The organism is Pseudooceanicola sp. NS-SX9 (genome assembly GCF_057380705.1).
This window is the reverse complement of sequence record NZ_CM170818.1, coordinates 1,842,187-1,864,325: the sequence shown is the minus strand read 5'-3', so window position 1 is coordinate 1,864,325 and position 22,139 is coordinate 1,842,187. Positions and strand designations below refer to the sequence as shown.

Here is a 22,139-nt window from a genome sequence, read left to right as displayed (position 1 = left end):
CCGCGTCACCCGTGCGCCTGGCCAGGGAAAAGAGGGTCCGTATGGGTGCACGCATCCCCTTGGACGTTTTTGCGGGAGAGAGATGTTTCGCCCCCATTTCGGCACCCTGGGGAAGCGGTCCGGGGCGCCAGCGCCAATCCCGCCTCAGTGCCCATTGGGCTCGGGATCCAGCGCGGGACGGAACACCGGCCAATCCCAGCATGCGCCCTGAAAGCCCCGATCGCCGTGGACCTGTGCATTGTCTTTCCGCTTCGCGCGCCAGAGAGGTCAATGACGTCGGGCGGGCCCTTGCGTTCCAATGTCCCGAGAGGCCAGGCAACCGGCAGGGGCAAATCGGTCGTCATGAGACAGTATGCCAACCCTCCTGTCAGACGGCGGTGCATCGGATCGTTGACGACGCACGGGACACTCATCCTTCTTGGGGGCGTACGTAAGGTCACCACCCAGAGGCGAACAGGCTCTGGCCGCGTGGAGGACCCCGACCAGATGGTGAACTGAGGGCGGCGTCCTGCCAAAGGCGCCGCATCGGCATCTACAGCCCGACTGTTCCCTGATCCGCCCAAGGATGTCTGCCGCACAGCCCGGTTTCCCAGATCTTCCGGCCCTGATCCGCCAATCTTCGGCGCCCCCGTCCATTCTGCGCATTGCCGCGCCGGTTAAGGAATGGTCCTGCCGATGGCCGATGGCCAGATGTGCTGATTGGGCCTGACGTGCACCCGGCTCTGCGCGGCCGGCCGACAGTGCCGTAAACCCTGCACAAGGATGCTCGGGGAAATGGAGGGACATCAGCCGAACTGAAAACACCCGCCGGAGATCTGCGACGCACGGGGCGCCTTCACTTTGCATGCTGCGCGAAGAACCCGCCCCCTTTTATCCGGGCCTCCCCGGATCATCCCCGGTTCCAAATGTCGCCCTTCCACCGTCGCTCTGGAACCTCCTGTTGCAATCCTTTCCTCTTATCCTCATGACACAGGCCGCTCTTTCCTGTCACCTCTCCGGACGGCTTCCGCCAGGCGCCGGCTGAATGGGGGCCGAGCGATGGAATGGCCGGGACATTTCCGCAGCAGATCCCCGCACCCTGGTTCTGATGCCCCGCATCCCACCTGACATCGCCGCCCTCTGCTGTGCTTCCCTTCTTTCCTTCTCACCCTCAGGTAGCAAGGCGCATGCCGGGACCAACGGGCGACGCACAACATCCCCAACTGGCGCTGATCCCGCAGTGGATCGCCCCCCCGGCACAGAGGTCTCGCGGACAAGGCACCTCAGAACAGTTCCACGCCATTGCGCTCTTCGTGAACGGGCTTGGGCTTGGTCTCCAGATCCGGCGGCGCCGCGACGGTGCGCTGCATGGCCCGACCTTCGGCCGGGAAAAAGCGGATCTGACGAGCTGCCCCGCCACCGATGCTCTTGCCCAGAACCGGAATGCCCTCCCGCTCCAGGAATTCCAGAACGAAGGTGGTATTGGCATGGCCGATGTCTGACAGGCCGTTGATCATCGCCGCCCCGCCAAAGACCTTGGCATTCAGGCGGCTGCGCTCTGCGCCGATCCGCACCAGCCCGTTGATCAAAAGCTCCATCGCGTTGGTCCCGGCATAGTCGTTCACCCCGAGCGCCGTGTGCGAGCGCGCCACCAGAATATGATTCATGCCCCCCGCCTTACGGACCGGATCCCAGATACAGGTCGCAACGCAAGACCCCAGGATCGTCGTGATCACGCCATCATGCATGTCCGACACGGCGAACTCGTCCTGTGTAATGTTGATGTTGGGCCCTCGGCCCGTCGCCCGTCTCACATCGCTCTCCGTTTTCAGCCCCGTCCTGTTTCACAGCTGGCGCAGATCGCCTGCGCGATGTCGCCCAGAGGCAGCTGCGCATCCAGGATCCCCAGTTCTGCCGCCGCCCGCGGCATGCCGTAGACGACGCTTGTGGCCTCGTCCTGAGCAATACAATGGGCCCCCCTGCGCTTGATCTCGCGCATGCCTTCCGCACCGTCCTTGCCGATACCGGTCAGCAGCACGGCCGTCACCGTCTCGGCGCAATCACGCGCCGAGATGAACAATTCATCTACCGATGGAATATGACCATTGCGTTTCGGCGCGGAAATTTCCGCTGTCTCATAGCGGCGCCCGGCGCGACGGATACCGGTGTGCACTTCGCCGCCCGGCGACAGGTAGATGTGGCCCTGCAAAAGCTCCAGCCCGTCGGTCGCCAACTGCACCGTCTGCGGCAGGATATCGTTCAACCGACGGGCAAAGCTGACCAGAAAACTGGCGGGCATGTGCTGCGCAATGACGATCGGTGGACAATCCGGCGGCATCGCGCGAAGCACCGTCTCGACCGCGGCAACCCCTCCGGTCGAGGCGCCGATCAGCACCGCATGGCCATTCCAGCGCTTCAGCGTGGCAGCCTTGCCCGGCGTGGACGCCACCGGCAGCAGCGCCGCTTCACGGGAATTTCGGCGGAACCGGGCGGCCGCCCGCACCCGACGTGCAAGCTGCCCCAGCAGGTCCTCGTTGATGCCGCCCAAAGGCTTTGGCAGCACATCGACCGCCCCCAGCGACAGGGCCCGTATCGCCGCCTCGCTGCCCGATGTGGTGATCGATGAGAACATGACCACCGGCATCGGCCGCAAGCGCATCAGCCGTTCCAGAAAATCCAGCCCGTTCATCCGCGGCATCTCGACATCCAGCGTCAGCACATCCGGCGCGAGCTTCTTGATCATGTCCCGGGCCATGTAGGGATCATCCGCGACACCGACAACCTCGATCCCTTCGACCTTGTTCAGCGAATAACGCAGCAGGTTCTGTACGCTGTGCTGATCATCCACGATCAGCACGCGAACCGCCTGCCGGGCCCCGTCATGTTCCAGGGTGATCGTCATCAGAAGTCTTCCCAGCCCGAGGCCTCAGGCACCTGCGGGTCCGGCGCAGTGGCGAGGTTGCCGCGGCTGACCGGCGCACGACGTGGTGCGGTGGGCTTGCGCGGTGCCCGGGGTTCGGACACAGCATCACTGCCGACGCGGAAGTGGCCAATGGTCTCGGACAGGCTGTTGGCGCGTTGCGCCAGCGCATGGCTGGCAGAGGTCGTTTCCTCGAACATCGCGGCATTCTGCTGGGTGACATGATCGATCTGGTTCACGGCCGAGTTCACCTGCGCCAGGCCCACCGACTGTTCCTTCCCGGCCTGGGCAATCTCGGCGATGTAATCCGAGATCTCCGAGATCGAACCGACGATCTTCTTCAGCGTCTCGCCGGTGACACCCACAAGCTCGACCCCGCGCGAAACATGCTGCCCCGAGACGCTGATAAGCTGGTTGATCTCGGCTGCCGCATTGGCACAGCGCTGCGCCAGGGCGCGCACCTCGGTGGCGACGACGGCAAAGCCGCGGCCCGCCTCGCCCGCCCGCGCCGCCTCGACCCCCGCGTTCAGCGCCAGCAGGTTGGTCTGGAACGAAATGTCGTCGATCACGCTGATAACCTTGACGATTTCTTGGGATGAGGCCGCAATCTCGGCCATCGCCTTTTCGGCTTCATCCACCACACCGCCGCTTTCTTCGGCCCGGCTGCGCGCCTCGCTCACCACTTCGTTGGCCCGCGCGGCTCCGTTTGCGGTCTGGGTAATGTTGGTCGTCAGCTCGTCCAGCGACGAGGCTGTCTCCTGCAGGGTCATTGCCTGGCGTTCGGTCCGCAGAGACATCTCGTCCGCGGCCTTCACGATTTCCGAGGTTTCATGATGCATGGCACTGGTCTGGCTGGCGACGTTGCGCATCGCCTGGGTCAGGTTCTCCAATGCCTCGTTGAAGTCACTGCGCAGTTGTTCGTATTCCGGCGCGAAGGGACGGTTCAGCCGCGAGGTCAGATCCCCACGGGAAATGTCCCGCATGCCGACGCTCAGCGCCTCGACGACACCGCGCTGCGCCTCCTGCATGGCCTGCTGACGGGCCTCGGCGGCGCGCAGTTCGGCCTGTGCCGCCGTGACGTCAGAGCCGATCATCGTCACCCCGGTCGTATCCCCGCGGCGGTCGAAGACCGGGTAAAGCCCACCTTCGATGATGGCCTCGTCCCCTTGGCTGCGCGGGATCAGGAAGCGCCCCTGCAGGGCTTCGCCACGCCGCAGGATATCCAGCACCCCCTCGCCCGAAGGCAATTCCCCCTGGAAATGCAGCAAATCCGGCAGATCGAGACTGAACAGCCCATCGCGGCTACGCCCGGTCAACGCCAGGAAATTGTCGTTCGTGCGCACGAGGCGGCCGGTCATGTCGCATTCCGCCAGGATCTGGCCCTTTTCGATGGCCGACAGAACGGCGGTCTTGCGGCGTTCCTCGGTGACGTCGATCCATTCCACCACCAGCCCGGCAAAATTGCCGTCGGCGCCATAGACCGCGTTCAGTTCGATCTGGACACGGGCATTGCCGACACGGATATCGGTGCGGAACGGCAGCTTTCCCGGCTGCTCCACCAGCGCGCGGATTTGGGCGGGCTTGGCATGGAAGATGTCCATGTTCACCCCGATCAGCTTTTCGGGATCGAAGGTCTGGGCAATCTTTCGGAACTCGGTCAGCTGGGTGCGCATCATCTGCCGCACGGCCTCGTTCACGTAGGTGATGGTGAAATCGTCATCAGTGATCATCAGCGCCGCCGAGGTCGATTCAAGGGCCGCGCTCTTGAAGGCCATTTCATGGGTCAGCGCCTGGGCATCCGACAGCCGCGCCCGCAACGCCTCGATCGAGCGTCCGATATCGCCGATCTCGTCCCGGCGCCCGACATGGGGCACATCGACGTCATAGACCTCTTGACGGACGTTCTCGATACTGCGGGAAATGTCGCGCAGCGGCAGGCTGACGCCAAGGGCGATCAACAGCCCGACCGCGCCCGACACGGCAAGGGTGATGGCCCCATAGATCATCATCATCTGGCTGAAGCTCGCGACTGCGGCCAGAAGTTCATCCATCTTCTCGGAGACGATGACGATCCAGGTGCTGCCGAAGATCTTGGCTGGGGCAAAAGCCGTCATCTCGTCGGTCAGATCGCTTTCGATCAGGTCGTCGGAGGTCAATCCTGACTGCCCGGCCAGGGCCGGTGCCAGGGGTGAGTCGGCCGCGATGGCCCCCCCCTTCCAGCCATGCGTCTCAGAGCGGGCCTTGCCATCGGTGCCGATCACGAAGACCTGCCCCGAAGGACCAAGCCCCCCGACATGTCCCACCTTGGCGGTGATCGTGGCGATGCTGATCCTGAAGGCGATGGCCCCCATGATCTTGCCATCCGGCCCCGTCACGGGGGCCATCAGGAAGGCAGAGGGTTCGCCGGCCAGGCCATATTCGGCGAAATCGATGAAGCGCGCCGTGCCGGGCTTGGCGGATTGCAGGTCTTGATGCACCCCGGCAAAGAAGGCCCCGCCCGTGGGCGCATCGACGCTTTGGGCAAAATCGTCCTGCTTGGCCACCGAATAGACGATACGGCCGTTGGCATCGAAAAGGTAGATGTCACGGTAGTCGCCCCGCCGCATGAGGGAGCGGAAATGATCGTGGAACCGTGCATGAACCCTGGAATAGACCGATCCGTCCCCGGCATCCTCCAGCTCCTGGCGCTGGAAGGGCGCAAGGCCCGCGCGCTCGATGTAGAGCCTGCGCAGATCGCCAGCGGCGGTGGGCCCCAGCGTGTCCCAGGCGGCAGAGAAGGATTTCAGCGCATTCGCCAGCAGCGGGCTGCGCGCCTGCATCAGGATATCTGTCTGCACACCTGCGGCCCAGGCTTGCAGGGTTTCGACGCGTTCCGCCGCGACCCCCGACAGTTCCTCCTGCCCGGAGACCATCAGCGTGGCCTTGGCCGAGCGGTAGGACACCGCCGCAAGGATACCAAGCGAAATGGCCACGATCAGCAGGAAGGCGACCGGGAGCCTGAAGGCGATGCGAATCCGGGAAAGGCCCATCTTTTGTCCTTGTGATTGCCTCGAAAGGGTTCCGCGCGACGGCGTCGGGACGGGACCGCCGCCCGGGATCCCCGGCACCACGGCCCGACAGAGGTATGGAAGCCCAGCCGTGAAGATTGGTTTAATCGTGCTCTGGCACGGCGCATCGCAGGCCCCGGAATATGCGCAATTTGCGGCAATCGGGACGATCCGGTGCGGCTAGAGGGAACATTAAGGACTCATCGTTAGCACGGGGAGAGAGGCAGGGCCGTGGCCCGCATGCCGCCTCCCGGTGTTCCCGATCTGCAAGAGGCTCCGATGATCCGACCAGGAAAGACCCTCGCCGCGCTGTTGCTGGGCGCGAGCCTGACACTGACCGCCCTGCCCGCCGCTGCCGATGCGCCGCTGCTGAGCGTGACGCTGGACACCGGGCAGGTCGTGTTCGACCAGGCCGGGCTGGCCGCCCTGCCCGCGACCGAAGTCGACACCACCACCATCTGGACCGAGGGCCTGCAACATTTCCGCGGCGTCCGGATGACCGACCTGCTGGCGCATCTCGGCATCACCCATGGCGATCTGCACCTGACAGCGGCCAATGACTATACCATCACCATCCCCGTCTCCAGCTTCCGGCCCGATGGGGCCGTACTGGCCTATGAACGCAACGGCGCCGCCATGAGCCTGCGTCAGAAGGGTCCTCTCTGGCTGATCTATCCATATGATTCGTCTCCAGATTTCCAAACCGAGGTGATCTATTCCAACTCCATCTGGCAGCTCGACCGGATGTCGGTGACCGAGTAGCACAGATGCCCCGGTTCCCCCCTGCCGGGCCCACAGGTGCCCCCCTGGGGGGATGGCGAAGATGACCCTTCAGACCGAGGGGCGGAGCGGCCTCGATACCGGGGTGGTCCGGCTGACGGTGCTGGGGCTGATCCTGGCGCTGTGCCTTGGTGTGGTGCTTTACATGCTGACCGACGTGCGCGAGAAGCTGACCGAACTCGGCTCGTCCCGGCAGGACAACATCCAATGGACGCTCAGCCAGCTGGAGGTCGAATTCCTGAAATTCGAGGCTGCAGTCCAGGCCACTCGTCTCTCTGAGGCGCTGTCGCGCGACACTGGCAGTCTGCCGGATCTGACCGACCTGCGCACCCGCTACGACATCCTTTACAGCCGGTTCGAGACCCTGTCGCGCGGCCGCGCCTATCTGAGCGCCCTGCACGACCCGAAGGTCGCCGCCGATTTCGACCAGATCCGCGACCGGGTCTATGCGATGATCCCGCTGATCGACGGCGGCGATGCGGCACTGCTGCAGCGGTTGCCAGAGATCCAGACGGTCCTGGAGGGCAGCCGTCAGGACGTGCGGCGGATCCTGTCGGTGGGCAACCAGCTGATGGTGGCGCAATCGGACGCCGCGCGCGAAGGCGTCTTCGTGGTGCTGCGGGGGCTGGCGCTGGCAACTTCGGGGCTGATCACGGTGCTGGGCGCGATGGTGGTGCTGTTCCGCCAGCTGGCGCTGGTGGCGCGCCGCCGCCTGCAGGAAGGCCAGGCCGCCGCCGCGCGGCTGGAAACCATCTTCCGCACCTCGCGCGATGCAATCATCGTGCTTGATCCGCGCGGTTGCCTGCGCAGCGCCAACCGGGCCGCCCAGCAGATGTTCGGCTTTGGCGAGGTCGAGCACGGCGACATTTCCTCGGGCGACTATCTGCGCCGCGACACCCCCGAAGGGCCCGTCAGGGTCAGCGCGGCCGAGCTTTTCGCCGCCTGCGAAGAGGGCGCGCACACCGGCTACCGGCTGACCGGGCGGCGTCAGCAGGGCGGCGGCTTTCCGATCGAGATATCGATGACCGCGGCCGACAACGACGGTCCGGTGCTGGTTTGCGTGATCCGCGACATTTCCCATCAGGTGGCGATCGAAGCGCAGCTGAAAGCATCGCGCGATCAGGCGCTGGCGGGCGAACGGGCCAAGGCGCGCTTTCTTGCCGTCATCAGCCACGAGATGCGGACCCCGCTGAACGGCATCCTGGGCACGCTAGATCTGGTGCAGGAGGCACCGGAGGGCCGCGAATGCACCACCTATCTGGGCGTTGTGCGCAACTCTGCCGAAACCCTGCTGCAGCTGGTCAATGACGTGCTGGACATCACCCAGATCGAGGGCGGAGATGTCACGATCCATCGGGCCCCCTTCGATCTGGACGCGCTGATCGAGGACATCCTGACCAGCGAACTGCCGCGGGCGCTGCGGTCCGGGAACCGGTTGCATCGGACCGGCACGCCGATGCTGGGCTGGGTCGAGGGCGACGCGACGCGCTTGCGTCAGGTGCTGCTGAACCTGGTGTCCAATGCCGTGAAGTTTACCGAGGGCGGCGAAGTGGCCGTCAGTGCCGAACGCGACGGGCCGCGTGTCAGCTTGCGGGTTCGGGACACCGGGATCGGCATGACCGAGGAGGAACGCGGCCGCATTTTCGACGATTTCGTGCGCCTTGATGGGGCGGTGCACCGGCAGATCCAGGGAACCGGCCTGGGCCTGGGCATCGCGCGTCAGCTGGCGCTGGCAATGGGGGGCAGCATCTCGGTCGACAGTACGCCGGGTGAGGGCAGCCTGTTCACACTGGACCTGCCGCTGGCGGTCTGCGCCCCCACGCGACTGCCCGGCCCCGATACCGCCCCGGCCCCCCTGCGCCCCCTGGATATCCTGCTGGTCGAGGACAATCCGACCAACCGTTTCGTCGCCCGCCGGATGCTGGAACGGGACGGCCACCGCGTGACCGAGGCCGAAGACGGTGCCCTGGGGGTCACCGCCAGCGAGGCGCATCGCTACGATATCATCCTGATGGATGTCTCGATGCCGGTGATGGATGGCTTTGAAGCCACGCGGGCCATTCGGGCGGGACAGGGCGCCTCGGCCCGGGCGCGGATCGTGGCGCTGACGGCCCATGTCGGTGGAGAGGTCGCCGACAGCCTGCGCGCGGCCGGCATGGATGACGTGATCGCCAAGCCGATCCGCGCCCAGGTGCTGCGCCGTCTTCTGGCCGAAGCCGCCCAGGGCCCCCGCGTTGGCAGGCGGCGCGCGCGCCGGGATGGCTGAGCGCGCGCCCCCGGCGGCGATGGGCCCTAGCTGTCGCGTTCGGTGATGAAGGACAGCGGATGCCCTGCCCGGCGGCCCTCGTCATTCGCCCGCAGGCATTTTTCCTCGGCCACCTCGCGGGTGAAAAGCGCCACCACGCAGGCCCCGCAACGATGGGCGGTCAGCATGACCCCGAGCGCTTCGGCCTCGGTCATCCGAAAGACCACCCCAAGGACCCGCACGACAAAGTCGCGCGGGGTGAAATCGTCGTTGAGCAGGATCACCTTGTAGAGCCGCGGCCGCTCCGCCCGGGCGCGGACCACGGTCTGGCGGCGGGGGACGGTGGTTGCCATCTCCGGGTCTCCGCTGGGGCGTGCAGGGGCAGCATGACAGAGGCGGGCGCCCCGGACCAGCCCCCCCGGGGCCGCTCAGCGCGACAGCACCAGATCCGCGCCGCAGCTTTGGTCCAGCACGTAACGCGCATTCGGAATGTCGTTGCCAAGCGCCCGCGCCCGCGCCGCATCCGGCGCCAGCCCATGGTCCAGCCAGCGCCGTACCAGGCGCTGTTCCAGCACCGCGATCGGCGGTGACAGCAGCACCGCCGCATCGAAAAGCGGCCGCAGATTGCACCAGGGTGCGGCGCGTGACAGCAGGTAGTTGCCCTCGGTCACCACGATGCGGGTCGTGGCGGCCAGCAGGCCCGCATCGGGCAGGCTGCAATCGGCGGCGCGGTCGAAGGTCGGGTAGGACACCGGCCCGTCATCGGCGCGCACCCGGGTGATCAGCGCCAGATAGCCTTCGGCATCGAAGGTCTGCGGCGCGCCCTTCACGGCGCTCAGGCCGCGGTCCTTCAGAACCGTGTTCGGCAGGTGGAAGCCATCCATCGGCAACAGCGCCGCCTGCCCCGGCTGGGCGGTGTCCAGCGCCTGGACCACGGCCTCGGCCAGAGTGGACTTGCCCGCCCCAGGCGGCCCCGCAATGGCCAGGATCACCCGCCGCGCCCCACGCGGCACCGAGGCCAGCAAGGTCAGCACCGCGGCCGTATCGACTGCAAGATCACCCATGTGTCTTCCCCGTTCACCCGCTGTCACCCTAATAGCAACACCGCGTTATACAAGCGCAATACGGGGGACCAAGGCGGGACAGGCGGGCCTGCAATGCTGCTGCGGGCCCGCGCGCCGTTAGCGCATGACGAAGGGATCGGGGATCGGGTCGTCAGACAGCCGCAGCCAGACCGCCTTGACCCGGGTATAGTCAAGCGCCGCCTCCAGCCCCCCTTCGCGGCCATGCCCCGACAATCCGGCCCCGCCGAAGGGCGCGATGGGCGAGACGGCGCGATAGGTGTTCACCCAGACGATCCCGGCATCCAGGTCGCGCATCATCCGGTGCGCACGCGTCAGGTTGGTGGTGAAGACCCCGGCGGCAAAGGCGTAATCGGTGGCATTGGCCAGCTCCAGCGCCTCGGCCTCGGTCTCGAAGGTCTGCAGGGCCAGTACGGGGCCGAACAGTTCCTGGCTGATGACCGGCGCACCGGGCGCCCGGCGGCAATCCAGGATCGTCGGCGGATAGTAGCGCCCCGGCCCTTCGGGAACCGCGCCGCCGGTCAGCAGGCGTGCGCCCATCGCGACGGATGCGTCGACCACCGACTGGATCCGGTCGCGCTGGCGCAGGGTGCACAGGGGGCCCACCTCGGTTGCCATGTCATCGGGGGAACCGATGACGATAGCCTCGGCCTTCTGACGCAGGCGGCAGGCGAATTCATCGGCAACGCTGGCATGGACCAGCAGCCGCGAACCGGCGGTGCAGCTTTGCCCCGTCGCGGCAAAGATCCCCGCCACCTGGGCATTGGCGGCGCTGTCCAGATCTGCATCCTCGAAGACGATGAAGGGTGACTTTCCGCCCAGCTCCAGCGAGGTCGCGGCCAGGTTCTCGGCGCTGTTGCGGACGATCTGGCGGGCGGTTTCCGGGCCGCCGGTGAAGGCCACGCGGGCGACCTTGGGATGGGTCGTCAGGACGGCGCCGCATTCTGCCCCGAAACCTGTGATCACATTGACCACGCCCGGCGGAAAGCCCGCCTCGTGCACCAGTTCCGCAAAGGCCAGAAGCGGCGCCGGGCCTTCCTCCGAGGCTTTCAGGACCACGGTGCAGCCCGCCGCCAGCGCCGGGCCCAGCTTGACCGCCGAGAGAAACAGCTGGCTGTTCCAGGGCACGATCGCTGCCACCACGCCCACCGGTTCGCGGCGCAGCGTGACCTCCATGTCGGGCTTGTCGATGGGCAGGCAACTGCCTTCGATCTTGTCCGCCAGCCCCGCGTAATAGCGATAATATTCCGCCACATAGGCAATCTGGGCCGAGGTTTCGCGGATGATCTTGCCGGTGTCGCGGGTCTCGTACAGGGCAAGCTTCTGCGCATCGCGTTCGACCAGATCGGCCAGTTTCAGCAGCAACTTGCCGCGGGCCGAGGCCGTCAGCCCGCGCCATTGCGGCGCCTTCAGCGCCCGCGCCGCGGCCTCGACCGCGCGGTTCACGTCGTCGCGGCGGGCCTCGGGCATCCGGGCCCAGACGGCACCGGTGGCGGGATCGGTGCTGTCGAACCGGGCACTGCCCGGCTCGAAGGCGCCGTCGATATAGTGGTTGAACTGTTCCATTCGGTCCTCTCAGGCGAAGGCGGGCATGACCTCTTCGATGAAGCGGGTAAGCGAGGCCTTCTTGCGCTCGAAACTCATGCCGGTGTCGATCCAGAAGGAATATTCGTCAAAGCCCTGCGCCTCGTAGGCTTTCAGGCGGTCGATCACCTCGGGCGGCTGGCCAACGACGCAGTTGTTACGCATCCCCTCGGCCGAGAACATCGGGTTGGCGGCGATTTCCGCATCGCTCAGGGGCGCGATCAGGCCCTGGCTGATGGGACGTTCGTTTTTGAACCAGGCCCCGAAGTAATTGTAGAAGACGTTGATTTCGCTGGCACCCAGATCGGCGTCGGCGGCGCTGTCGGCGACATAGGTGTGGCGCAGCAGCATGATCTTGGGGCGCGGCACCTGCGGGTTGGCGGCGCAGGCGGCGTTGAAATTGCCCATCAGCTTGTCGACCTGGGCATCGGGCGCGGCCAGCGGCGTCACCTGCACGTTGCAGCCGTTGCGGACAGCGAAATCGTGGCTCTCGGGTTCACGGGCGGCGATCCAGATCGGCGGCGCCGGCTGTTGGCGCGGCTGCGGCGCCGAGGTGGTCGCGGGGAACTGCCAGTACTTGCCGTCATGGGCATAGTCGCCCTTCCACAGCGCCTGGATGGCGGGCACCATCTCGCGCAGGCGCTCGCCGGCGGTGACGGCATCCATGCCCGGAACCATGCGTTCATATTCAAAGGAATAGGCGCCGCGGGCGATGCCCAGTTCCAGCCGGCCATCGGTCAGAATGTCGGTCATCGCGGCCTCGCCCGCCAGGCGGATCGGATGCCAGAAGGGGGCGACAACCGTGCCGGTGCCCAGCCGCACGTTCCGCGTGCGCCGCGCCAGGTCGACCAGTTGCAGGAAGGGGTTCGGCGCGATGGTAAAGTTCATGCCGTGATGCTCGCCCACCCAGATGGCGTGCATGCCGCCCCTGTCGGCGATCTCGCACAGGGCAAGGAATTCTTCGTAAAGCTGCTGTTGCGGCTGGTCGGCGTTCAGGCGTTCAAGGTGGATGAAAAGCGAGAATTTCATGGGCTTTGTCCTTGGGACGGGATCTGTGGTTCGGGGCCTGGCCCCGGCGGTCAGCGTGCGACCAGATCCAGCCCGTGCCAGCACATGATGGCCGCGCTGACTTCGTCAGGGGCGGTCATGGGGACCATGTGGCGATGGCCCTCGACGATCTTCAGCTGGGCACGCGGCGCGGCATCGGCCATGGCGCGGGCCATCTCGGGGGTCGAGTTCGGATCGCCATCCGCCGTCAGCACCAGCACCGGGCAGCCCAGCTGCGGCCAGCGGTCGGCATAGAGGGAATCGCCCTCGGCGAAGGCGCGGTAGACGGTGGCATAGGCCTTGGGATTGACCTCGGTCAGCCAGTCGCGGGCGCGCGCGGCGCTGAGCTGTTCGGTGGGCGAGGCATCGAACCAGCGGGCAATCGGGCCGTCCACGTCCTTGATCCCCTGGACCATTTCGGCCGCCCGGGCGATCACGGCGGCGCGCGCCGGAGCGCTGCGGCGGAAGACGCCGTTCAGCACCGCCAGGCGGGCGACCAGATCCGGGCGTTCGATCGCGGTGCCGGCAGCGATGAGGGCGCCCATCGAATGACCCGCCAGGCTGACCGGACCGCAATCCAGGGCCTCGATCACCCGGGCGGCCCAGGCGACGAAATCGGGCAGCAGGCTGCCTTCGGGCAGCGGATCGCTGCCGCCGTGGCCCGGCATGTCGACGGCGATGACCCGCATGTGCGGCGCCAGCGCCGCAACCTGCGCATCCCAGGCCGCCTTCTGAAGACCGACGCCGTGGATCAGCAGCAGCGGATCGCCCTGCCCCTCGTCGCGGATCGCGGCGCCCAGGCCGTCAGACAGCCGCAGGGTTCTCAAGGTCATGGCCCATTTCCTTCAGGTCCTGGTAACGGTCGCCGATGCGGTGATGCGGCCGGCCGGCATTCGAGGCACCAAGCGCCACGACGATCTCGTCATCGGCGGGAGCATCGGGGATCGCCAGCTGGATGGTCAGGTAATGCGAGCGCCGCCCGCCGTCGTTCTTGTCCATCAGCGGGATCAGCAGCGGCGCATTGGCCCCGCCGCGGGTGTTGCAAAACGACAGGTAGGACTTTGCACCAACGGCAGTGCGGTAATGATTGCCGAAACGCAGGGTGTGGATCAGCCCCGAGGCATGTTCGACCTCGCCGCCCAGACCCACGATGGCCGCCTTGCCATAGCCCTCGACCTTGTCGCCGCCGCCGCAGGCATCAATGATCATACCAGTCAGAAGCTCCCCCAGGCCGGGTGCGACATCGGCGATACCGGGACGCAGATCCTCAACGAAACCAAGGCCGTACCAGGGGTTCTTGACCACCGCCACGGCGGCGATCAGCTCCAGCGGGACGGGCGCTGCGCGGCCACCCTCGATAAAGGTGGTTTCCTTGTGAAGCAGGGTCTTGCGGATGATCGCGGGCATGTCTCTCCCTCGCATTGGTGATGCTTGTATGTTGGTATGCCATAATACCGTCTGTCAATTCGCAATTGGCAGCGACGGGGGGACAGGCTATCGTGATGCCATGGAAAGCAGCACCTCTCCCCTCTCCCTGAAGATCGACCAGCCGCCCCAGACCCTGCGAGAGATCGCGGTGACACGTCTGCGCAAGGCGATTCTCGACGGGCATTTCAAATCCGGCGACCGGCTGGTGGAACGCAGCCTGTGCGACCAGATGGGCGTTTCGCGCACGGTGATCCGGGAAACCCTGCGCTACCTTGAGGCCGAGGGCCTGGTCGAGATCCAGCCCAACCGTGGCCCGATCGTGGCGCGGCTGGACCTGGGCCAGGCACAGCAGATCTACCGGATCCGGCGGTTGCTGGAATCGGATGCGGCGCGCGATTGCGCCCTGCGCGCTGACCCGGCGGTCAAGCTGCGGCTGCGCGCCGCGCTGATGCAGCTGGAGGTCGCCTATGCCGACCCGACGCCCGGCGTTCTGACCCAGGCCTCGAGCGATTTTTACAAGACGATCTTCGATGCCGCGGGGCATGACATCGCCTGGGACGTGGTGCAGCGGCTCAATGGCCGGATCAGCCGGCTGCGGGCGATGACGCTGGCCACCACCGACCGGCACCGGTCAGGCTTTGCCCATATGACGACGATCTGCGAGGCGATCCTGGCCAATGATGCCGAGGCCGCAGCCCAGGCCGTTGCCGCCCATATCGACGAAGCCTCGGCCATTGCCGAACGGCTGTTGCAGCAGGAGCCCCCGGCATGACCGCCTACTGGATCGCCCATGTCACCGTCACCGACCCCGAGGCCTATGCAGGCTACATGGCCCAGGCCCCGGCCGCCTTCGCGAAATACGGCGCCCGGTTCCTGGCGCGCGGCGGCGCCTCGGAGACATTCGAGGGCACGGCCCATGAGCGCCAGGTGGTCATCGCCTTCGACACGATGGACCAGGCGCGGGCCTGCTACGACAGTCCCGAATACCGCGCCGCCCGGGATGCCCGCGACGGCGCCTGCATCGCCCATATCAGCATCGTCGAAGGTATCTGACAGGAAAACGCCCCAGAGACAGGATCTTCGGGGCGTTTCTTCATGTGGTGCGTCAACTCAGGCCTGGCGTGCTTCGGACCGATCCAGCAGGCGGCGCACGAAGCGGGCGACGATGTTCTCGATCACCAGCCAGCACAGCGCATAGGCCCAGACCGCCAGCGCCCAGCCCCAGCCGATGGGCGCGATCAGCACGCCGTAGACGGCAAAGAGCGTCCCCAGGACCTGCGTCGTTTCCGTCGTCACGAAGAGGCGCAGCGACGGCCAGGGGCGCGTCCAGACCCACCCCTGCGAGCGCGTGATGTAGAGGGTGAAATGCCCCGCCACCAGCAGCTTGAGGAAGATGATCGACTGGATCGTGTCACGCGGCAGCTTCAGCACCGCATCGGCGAACCAGAACAGCAGGAAGGTTTCCAGCACCCCCGTCAGCCCCAGGCAGGTCGCCAGCGTCAGCACACGCTTCATCCGCCAGCGCACCGGCCGGTCCGAGACGCGGGTGTTGTCATAGGCGATCATCATGATCGGGAAGTCGTTCAGCAGCGCCAGCAGCACGATCATCACCGCGGTGACGGGATAGAAGTTGAAGACCAGGATCGAAAGCGTGGTGAAGATCAGCACCCGGATCGTTTCCGAGATGCGGAAGGTGGCGTAGGACAGCATCCGCTCGAAGATGCGGCGGGCTTCCTCGACCGCGGCGGCGATCACCGACAGGCCGGTGCCGGTCAGCACCACATCGGCGGCCGCGCGTGCCGCATCCGTCGCGCCTGAGACCGCGATCCCCGCATCGGCCTGTTTCAGCGCCGGGGCATCGTTCACCCCGTCGCCGGTCATGGCGACGATATGGCCCTTACCCTGCAGCGCCTTGACGATGGCGAACTTGTGCTCGGGCAGGACGCGGGCGACGCCATCGGCGCCGTCGATGCGGCTGGCAACCTGGGCATCGCTGCCGTCGAACATCCGCGCCGCCGAGCCGATATCGGCCCCCAGCCCCAGCCGTCCGGCGATCTGGCGGGCGATGGCCTCGTGATCGCCGGTGATCATCTTGATGCCCAGACCCATCCGGCGCAGCGTGGCGATGGTTTCGGCGGCATCCTCACGCGGGGGGTCGAAGATCGGGATCAGCCCCAGGAACTGCCAGGCGCCCCCTTCGGGCTGTTGCGCCGCACCAAGCGCGCGGTAGCCGTCGGCAGCCAGCGCATCAACGGCGGCCTCGATCCGGGCGCGGTCCTCGGGGGTGGGCTGGCACAGATCCAGCATGACCTGCGGTGCGCCCTTGGAAAAGGCGATCTCGGCCCCGTCGATGCGCATCCGCGAGGCGGCACGTTTCGACACCGGATCGAAGGGGGTAAAGTCGATCAGCTGGCCCTGAACCGGGCTGCTGCCCGCAAGGATGGCGCTGTCGATCGCATCGGGATCCTCGGCGTTGCACGACAGGCGCGCGGCGCGCAGCAGATCGTCGGGGGTGACGCCGGATTCGGGCTTCAGATCCGCCAGCGTCAGCTGGTTCATCGTCAGCGTGCCGGTCTTGTCGACGCAGGCCACGTCGACGCCCGCCAGCTCCTCGATCGCCACCAGCCGAGAGACGATGGCCTTGAGGCCCGCCAGCTTTTCAGCGCCAACCGCCAGCGTCACCGACAGCACCGTCGGCAGCGCCACCGGGATCGCCGCCACCGTCAGGATCAGCGCGAATTGCAGGGTTTCCCAGAACGGCGTGCCGCGCAGCGCCGCCGTCACCAGGATCACCGCCACCAGCCCCAGCGTCACCAAGATCAGGAAGTTGCCGATGCCCAGCACGGCCTTCTGGAAATGCGATTTCGTCTCGGCCGACTGGACCATGCGGGCGGTCTTGCCGAAAAAGGTCTGCATGCCGGTGGCGGTGACCACACCGCCCATCTCGCCCATGCGGATGGTGGCGCCGGAATAGGCGGTATCACCGGGTTTCTTCTCGGCCGGGAGGGATTCGCCGGTCAGCGCCGATTCGTCCGCCGTCAGATAGCTGCCCGACACCAGCGTCACATCGGCGGGGGTGATGTCGCCCAGCTTCAGGTGCACCACGTCGCCGGGCACCAGATCGGCGGCCGGAATGTCCTGCCAACTGCCATCGCGCAGCACCCGCGCCGTCAGCGCCAGCTGCGCCTTGAGCGAGGCAATCGCGTCGCCCGCCTTGCGTTCCTGCCACCAGTCGACGGCGGCATTGATCAGCAGCATCGCCAGGATGATCGCGAAATCGGGCCAATCGCCCAGGATCGCCGACAGGATTGCCGCGATCTCGATCATCCAGGGGATCGGCCCCCAGAAGAAATGCTTCAGCCGGTCCAGCAGCGTCTCGTGCTTTTCATCCAGCGCATTGGGGCCGTATTGGGCCAGCCGCCGGGTGGCCTCGTCGGCGCTCAGGCCCTTGGTCATGTCGGTGTCGGGAACGGGCGCCCCGCCAGCCCCGGGATCGGCGGCAAGCTCTGTCTGGGTCATTTTCTGGTCCTTCCGGTCCTGAGAGAGAGGTCGCCCTGCCCGCCTGCCAAGGAGGTACCGCGAAACGAAGGACGGCCGGAAATATGATCACAGCTATGACCATAGGGCAGCCCGCGACTTGATCGGTGTCAAGTTCGCGTGCCCGGGCGCGCAGGTTTCACGCAAGCGTGCTGTCGCGTGATGCAGCGCACCCGCCTGCCGCTACGGCAAGGTGTGGGGGTGGACATAAGGCTCTCTTGCCGGGGCGCGGACCGGCTGGCTAGGCTTTGACGGGCAATGCTGCGTCGCGAAAGGGCGGAAGATGGCGGAGTTTCTTGTTTTGGGCGCCGGCATGGTCGGCGTCAGCACGGCACTGGCGCTGCAGGCGCGCGGCCATGCGGTGACGCTGGTGGACCGGCGCGAACCGGGTCGCGAAACCAGTTTTGGCAATGCGGGCTTCATCCAGGTCGAGGCGGCCGAGCCCTACGCCCTGCCCCATGACCTGCGCACCCTGCTGGCCTATGCCTCGGGGCGTTCGAACGATGTTGTCTGGACCCCCGCATCGGTGATGAAGCAGGCCGGCGCGCTGCTGGGCTACTACCTGCGATCCGGCACCAAGGCGCACCGGGCGCTGTCGGTGCATTACGCGGCGCTGACCATGCGCGCATCAGAAGACCATGCGCCGCTCATCGAGGCGGCGGGCGCCGACAACCTGATCGCGCGCGGCGGCTACCACGTGGTCTATCGCTCGGCCCGCAAATTCGAAGCTGCGGCAAAGGATTTCGAACGCATCAGCAAAAGCTACGGCCGGCTGGGCCGGGTGCTGGATGCCGAGACCTACCGCCAACAGGAACCGGCCCTGATCGCGGCCCCCGCCGGGGCGGTGCACTGGGCGCAGGCCTGGACCTGCAGCGATCCGGGCGGGTTGACGGCGGCCTATGCGCAGCTGTTCCAGGACCGCGGCGGCCGTCTTCTGGCGGGCGATGCTGCGACCCTGGCGCAGGACGGGTCGGGTTGGCATGTCACCACCACCGAGGGGCCCGTCCAGGGCAGCCAGGTGGTGATCGCCCTGGGGCCCTGGTCGCCCGAGCTGCTGAAACGCTTCGGGTACCACATCCCGATGGTGATGAAGCGCGGCTATCATGGCCATTACGACGCTCCGATGATGCCGCGCACGCCGGTGATGGACAATGGCTATGGCGTCGTGCTGTCGCCGATGCGCGCCGGTCTGCGGGTCGCCACCGGTGCAGCCCTTGTCGGCATGGAGGCGCCCTCGGACCCACGGCAGCTGGAACGCGGGGTGGCTGGCGCCCGGGAGCTGTTCGCCATCGGCGAGCGTCGCCCCGAAACCCAATGGTTCGGCACCCGTCCCTGCATGCCCGACATGCTGCCCGTCGTCGGCGCCGCACCGCGCCATCCCGGCATGTGGTTCCATTTCGGCCATGGCCACCAGGGCTTTACCCTGGGCCCGACCACATCCGAGCTGCTGATGCAGGCGATGGAGCACAAAAGCGACCCGCTGCTGCAGGCGATCTCGGCCGAGGCGCGGCGCTATTAGGGCAGCCAGTCGTCCAGGATCCGCGCCAGGGTGTCGGCGCGGGTCAGTTGCGGCACGTGATCGCTGTCAAGCCGCACCAGATCCAGGTTCCGCTGCCCCGAGGCCATGCGCCGCTGCGCCTCGGGCAGCACCGAGCGGTCGCGCTCTGCCAGGATATATAGCTTTGGCATCGCGTCAAAAGCGGCCTGGAACTGCGGCCCGCGTGGGATCTTCAGCCGGTGCCCTGCACTGGGCTGCGGGGTCAGGCGCCGCGCCGCAGCGCGCGCCAGATCCGGCGGCGCATCCTGGAAGAAATGCGTCATCGCGATGTCTTCCGGCACGCGGCTAGAGCGCCCGTCTTCTTCATGCACCACATGAGGTGTGACGCCGAAACGCTTGCCCTGCCCCAGAATATCGTCCTGCAGGTCATCAAAGGTCTGGCCTTCGGGCAGCAGCATTCCGGCCAGCCAGATGGCATGGCTGATGCGCGGGGCGAAGGCGGCAATGGCCGCGCTGACCAGCTGGCCACCCCCCGAATGGCCCAGGATCGCCACCTTGCCCGGCCCCGTGCCGATCAGATCGGCCAGCGTGTCCAGGTAATCGCCCGGGCGCACGTCGGGCAACGCGATCGGGTGATGGCCGTTGCCCGGAAGCTCGGCCGCGATGGCGGTGCGGTTCAGGGCCGCGAGCGCGGGCACCAGCCCCTCCCAGACCCAGCCGCCCGCCCAGGCACCATGGATCAGGATAATGCGGTCGGGGGTGTCGGTCATCGGATCTCGGCCTCTGCGGCACGGATTTCGCGGGCGATCAGCGCCACGCCCTCTTCGATCCGCGCCGCCGGGATCGAGGAATAGGCCAGCCGGTAATGCCGTTTCGCCTGCGCGCCCCCGGCAAAGAAGGCCTCGCCCGGCTCGATCAGCACCGAGGCCTGCCGCAGCCGCAACGCCACCTGCCCCATGTCCACCCCCTCGGGGCCGCGCATCCAGAAGGACGAGCCGCCAAAGGTGCCGGGGCGGTCGGGATCCAGCAGGCCATGGGCGGCCAGAGCCTCTTCCATCACCGCGCGGCGCTGGCGATAGCTGCGCGCCATGCGGGCGATCTGGGCGTCGAAATGCCCCAGCGACAGGAAATAGGCGGTGGTGCGCTGCATGTGTCCGGGCGGATGGCGCAGCACCATCGAGCGCAGCGCCCGGGCTTCGGTGATGAAGGGTTCGGGCGCCACCATGTAGCCGATGCGCAACCCCGGAAAGATCGACTTGGAAAACGAGCCCATGTAGACCACCGCCCCCGACCGATCGAGGGATTTCAGCGCCGGAGAGGGCGGTTTCAGGAATGACATCTCGAATTCATAATCGTCCTCGACGATGACGAAGCCCTCTGCCTCGGCGCGGGCCAGCAGGGCGCGGCGGCGCTCCAGCGGCAGGGTCACGTTGGTGGGGCAATGATGCGAGGGGGTGGTAAAGACCACGTCGGCGCCCTGCGGAATGGCCTCGGGCGGCAGTCCGTCACGGTCAACATCGACATTGTGCACCCGCGCCCGGGCCTGCTGCAGAATATGCCTCAGGCCGGGGTAGCAGGGGTTTTCCAGCACTGCGGTGCGTTCGGGGCTTAGCAGGATCTGCGCGGTCATCCACAGCGCGTGCTGCGCGCCCATGGTGATCAGGATTTCTTCGGGGCGGGCCTCGATGCCGCGACGGGGCAGGATCTGGCGCAGCAGGAATTCCACCAGCAGCGCATCGTCGCGTTCGTAATGGTCGATGGCCAGGCTGTCGAAATCGCGCCGCCCAACCGCACGGATCGCGCAGGCCCGCCAGTTGGCGTGATCGAACAGCTTCGGATCGGTCTGCCCGTAGATGAACGGATAGCGGTAGTCGGCCCAGTTCTGCGGCCGCAACACCGGCATCGCCTGGGCATGGCCCTGCCGCAGCCGCCGCGACCAGTCGAAGGGCGCGGCCGGGCCCTGACCTTCGGGGCGGTGCATGGTGGGATGCGGCGCCGTTTCGGCCACGTAGAAGCCCGAACGCCCCCTGGCCAGCAGATATTCATCCGCCACCAGATCGGTAAAGGCATTGGTCACGGTGATCCGCGCCACCCCCAGATGCTGCGCCAGATGCCGGGTCGAGGGCATCTTTTCCCCCGGCAGGCAACGCCCCGACAGGATGGCCTGAGAGACAAGCTGCCGGATCTGCTGCTGCAGCGTACCCTGGCCGTCGGCGGGCAAGAAGAAGGTCTCGGCAGGAATGGCCATCTGGATCTATAAGCTGAGGTTTCTGGCCCCATCCTACCCCCTCTGCCGGGACGCGAAAAGGGATCCGCGCAGACCCTGCCAAAGGTGGCGTAACGGCATCCGCAAATGCGCAAAAAAGGCGACATCTGCGTCTTGCGCCCCCCGAAAGCCATCGCTATACAGCCCCACATGTTCCGGCGTAGCTCAGCGGTAGAGCAGTTGACTGTTAATCAATTGGTCGTAGGTTCGATCCCTACCGCCGGAGCCAAATCTCTCAAAGAGATCAATGGCATAAAGGCCCCTCGTAAGAGGGGCCTTTGTCGTTTCAGGGACCTCTGCAACATATTCACATTGCCATCGGCAGCCCCGCTCACTGCGATGCCTCGTGCGCTCCGAGCCATAGAGATCGGGCGCCACCCACCGCCGCCCCTTCATGAAGATGCATGTGCGCCCACAGCGCCGGAAGCCCACAAAGCTGCTCCGGTCGAGGCCAGGGCTGATGTATGAGGGTTTCACTCGCAAATTGACGCAACCTCCCCTCAGCTTCGACGGATGAAAGGTGACGGCATGCCTCCCCTGCTGCAAGCTTGATCCGGGTGACGACCCATCAATGGACCGGGGACGCGGGACTGACATGTCGGCGCTGTGGCGTGTCGCGCCCGACGCTCTGAAATTGGCGGCACCGCCATGAGGCCGAGGGTGAGGCCCCGCAGGGTCATCCCGATCACCTTGCCCAGCTCGTCGCGCGGCACCGGGCGCATCCGT

17 protein-coding genes, 1 tRNA gene and 1 pseudogene are annotated in these 22,139 nt (G+C 66.5%); 7 read left to right on the top strand and 12 right to left on the bottom strand.

The annotated features are described in order from the left end of the window. Positions 1–1,262 precede the first annotated feature (1,262 nt). From AC2ITM_RS08890 to AC2ITM_RS08880, 3 genes are all read right to left on the bottom strand, one after another. Entirely contained in the window at positions 1,263–1,646 is a 384-nt protein-coding gene (locus AC2ITM_RS08890; RefSeq protein ID WP_486466295.1) for a chemotaxis protein CheD, read from the bottom strand. 161 nt (positions 1,647–1,807) lie between these two features. Beyond that, a complete protein-coding gene (locus AC2ITM_RS08885; protein WP_486466294.1) occupies positions 1,808–2,881 on the bottom strand; it encodes a protein-glutamate methylesterase/protein-glutamine glutaminase in 1,074 nt (357 codons plus the stop codon). Then, the gene (locus AC2ITM_RS08880) at positions 2,881–5,928 is read right to left on the bottom strand and encodes a methyl-accepting chemotaxis protein (RefSeq protein ID WP_486466293.1); all 3,048 of its coding nucleotides are present in this window, start codon (positions 5,926–5,928) and stop codon (positions 2,881–2,883) included. Before AC2ITM_RS08880 ends, AC2ITM_RS08885 begins: the two co-directional genes overlap by 1 nt. Before the next feature lie 297 nt (positions 5,929–6,225). On the opposite strand from AC2ITM_RS08880, the gene AC2ITM_RS08875 reads away from it, so the two are divergent. Beyond that, entirely contained in the window at positions 6,226–6,708 is a 483-nt protein-coding gene (locus tag AC2ITM_RS08875; RefSeq protein ID WP_486466292.1) for a putative pterin-binding protein, read from the top strand. A 61-nt stretch (positions 6,709–6,769) separates the two neighbouring features. Next, positions 6,770–8,992, top strand: a complete 2,223-nt coding sequence (locus AC2ITM_RS08870; RefSeq protein ID WP_486466291.1) for a hybrid sensor histidine kinase/response regulator — start codon at positions 6,770–6,772, stop codon at positions 8,990–8,992. A 26-nt stretch (positions 8,993–9,018) separates the two neighbouring features. Here AC2ITM_RS08870 and AC2ITM_RS08865 read toward each other — a convergent pair whose 3' ends face one another. The 6 genes from AC2ITM_RS08865 to AC2ITM_RS08840 form a co-directional block, all read right to left on the bottom strand. After that, the gene (locus AC2ITM_RS08865) at positions 9,019–9,324 is read right to left on the bottom strand and encodes an ATP-dependent Clp protease adaptor ClpS (protein WP_486466290.1); all 306 of its coding nucleotides are present in this window, start codon (positions 9,322–9,324) and stop codon (positions 9,019–9,021) included. A 75-nt stretch (positions 9,325–9,399) separates the two neighbouring features. After that, positions 9,400–10,035 (bottom strand): nucleoside/nucleotide kinase family protein, encoded by a 636-nt coding sequence (locus AC2ITM_RS08860; protein ID WP_486466289.1) that lies wholly within the window; start codon positions 10,033–10,035, stop codon positions 9,400–9,402. Positions 10,036–10,152: 117 nt separating this feature from the next. Beyond that, positions 10,153–11,619, bottom strand: a complete 1,467-nt coding sequence (locus tag AC2ITM_RS08855) for an aldehyde dehydrogenase (RefSeq protein WP_486466288.1) — start codon at positions 11,617–11,619, stop codon at positions 10,153–10,155. Positions 11,620–11,628: 9 nt separating this feature from the next. Continuing rightward, on the bottom strand, positions 11,629–12,666 hold the full coding sequence (locus AC2ITM_RS08850; RefSeq protein WP_486466287.1) for an LLM class flavin-dependent oxidoreductase: 1,038 nt from the start codon (positions 12,664–12,666) through the stop codon (positions 11,629–11,631). Between the two features lie 50 nt (positions 12,667–12,716). Further along, positions 12,717–13,517 (bottom strand): alpha/beta fold hydrolase, encoded by an 801-nt coding sequence (locus tag AC2ITM_RS08845; RefSeq protein ID WP_486466286.1) that lies wholly within the window; start codon positions 13,515–13,517, stop codon positions 12,717–12,719. Further along, on the bottom strand, positions 13,489–14,091 hold the full coding sequence (locus AC2ITM_RS08840) for an amino acid synthesis family protein (protein ID WP_486466285.1): 603 nt from the start codon (positions 14,089–14,091) through the stop codon (positions 13,489–13,491). Before AC2ITM_RS08840 ends, AC2ITM_RS08845 begins: the two co-directional genes overlap by 29 nt. A 100-nt stretch (positions 14,092–14,191) precedes the next feature. Here AC2ITM_RS08840 and AC2ITM_RS08835 point away from each other — a divergent pair, with 100 nt between their 5' ends. Both AC2ITM_RS08835 and AC2ITM_RS08830 read left to right on the top strand, forming a co-directional pair. Next, on the top strand, positions 14,192–14,884 hold the full coding sequence (locus AC2ITM_RS08835; protein WP_486466284.1) for a GntR family transcriptional regulator: 693 nt from the start codon (positions 14,192–14,194) through the stop codon (positions 14,882–14,884). Continuing rightward, entirely contained in the window at positions 14,881–15,165 is a 285-nt protein-coding gene (locus tag AC2ITM_RS08830; protein WP_486466283.1) for a DUF1330 domain-containing protein, read from the top strand. Before AC2ITM_RS08835 ends, AC2ITM_RS08830 begins: the two co-directional genes overlap by 4 nt. Before the next feature lie 57 nt (positions 15,166–15,222). Here the strand turns inward: AC2ITM_RS08830 and AC2ITM_RS08825 are convergent, their stop codons facing one another. Further along, positions 15,223–17,631, bottom strand: a complete 2,409-nt coding sequence (locus tag AC2ITM_RS08825; protein WP_486466282.1) for a plasma-membrane proton-efflux P-type ATPase — start codon at positions 17,629–17,631, stop codon at positions 15,223–15,225. Between the two features lie 301 nt (positions 17,632–17,932). Between AC2ITM_RS08825 and AC2ITM_RS08820 the strand changes: the two genes are divergently transcribed. Beyond that, on the top strand, positions 17,933–19,168 hold the full coding sequence (locus tag AC2ITM_RS08820) for an NAD(P)/FAD-dependent oxidoreductase (protein ID WP_486466281.1): 1,236 nt from the start codon (positions 17,933–17,935) through the stop codon (positions 19,166–19,168). On the opposite strand, the gene AC2ITM_RS08815 is transcribed toward AC2ITM_RS08820, so the two are convergent. Further along, the gene (locus AC2ITM_RS08815; RefSeq protein ID WP_486466280.1) at positions 19,165–19,917 is read right to left on the bottom strand and encodes an alpha/beta fold hydrolase; all 753 of its coding nucleotides are present in this window, start codon (positions 19,915–19,917) and stop codon (positions 19,165–19,167) included. The two genes, AC2ITM_RS08820 and AC2ITM_RS08815, sit on opposite strands and share 4 nt — an antisense overlap. Beyond that, positions 19,914–21,395: a MocR-like pyridoxine biosynthesis transcription factor PdxR gene (gene pdxR, locus AC2ITM_RS08810; protein ID WP_486466279.1), complete on the bottom strand. Its 1,482-nt coding sequence runs from the start codon at positions 21,393–21,395 to the stop codon at positions 19,914–19,916. The genes AC2ITM_RS08815 and pdxR overlap by 4 nt, the downstream gene beginning before the upstream one ends. Before the next feature lie 172 nt (positions 21,396–21,567). Here pdxR and AC2ITM_RS08805 point away from each other — a divergent pair. Together AC2ITM_RS08805 and AC2ITM_RS08800 are read left to right on the top strand one after the other, a co-directional pair. Beyond that, a tRNA-Asn gene (locus tag AC2ITM_RS08805) sits at positions 21,568–21,642 on the top strand. A gap of 319 nt (positions 21,643–21,961) precedes the next feature. Then, positions 21,962–22,102 (top strand): annotated as a pseudogene (locus tag AC2ITM_RS08800) (helix-turn-helix domain-containing protein); the annotation flags it as partial. Positions 22,103–22,139: the final 37 nt, after the last annotated feature.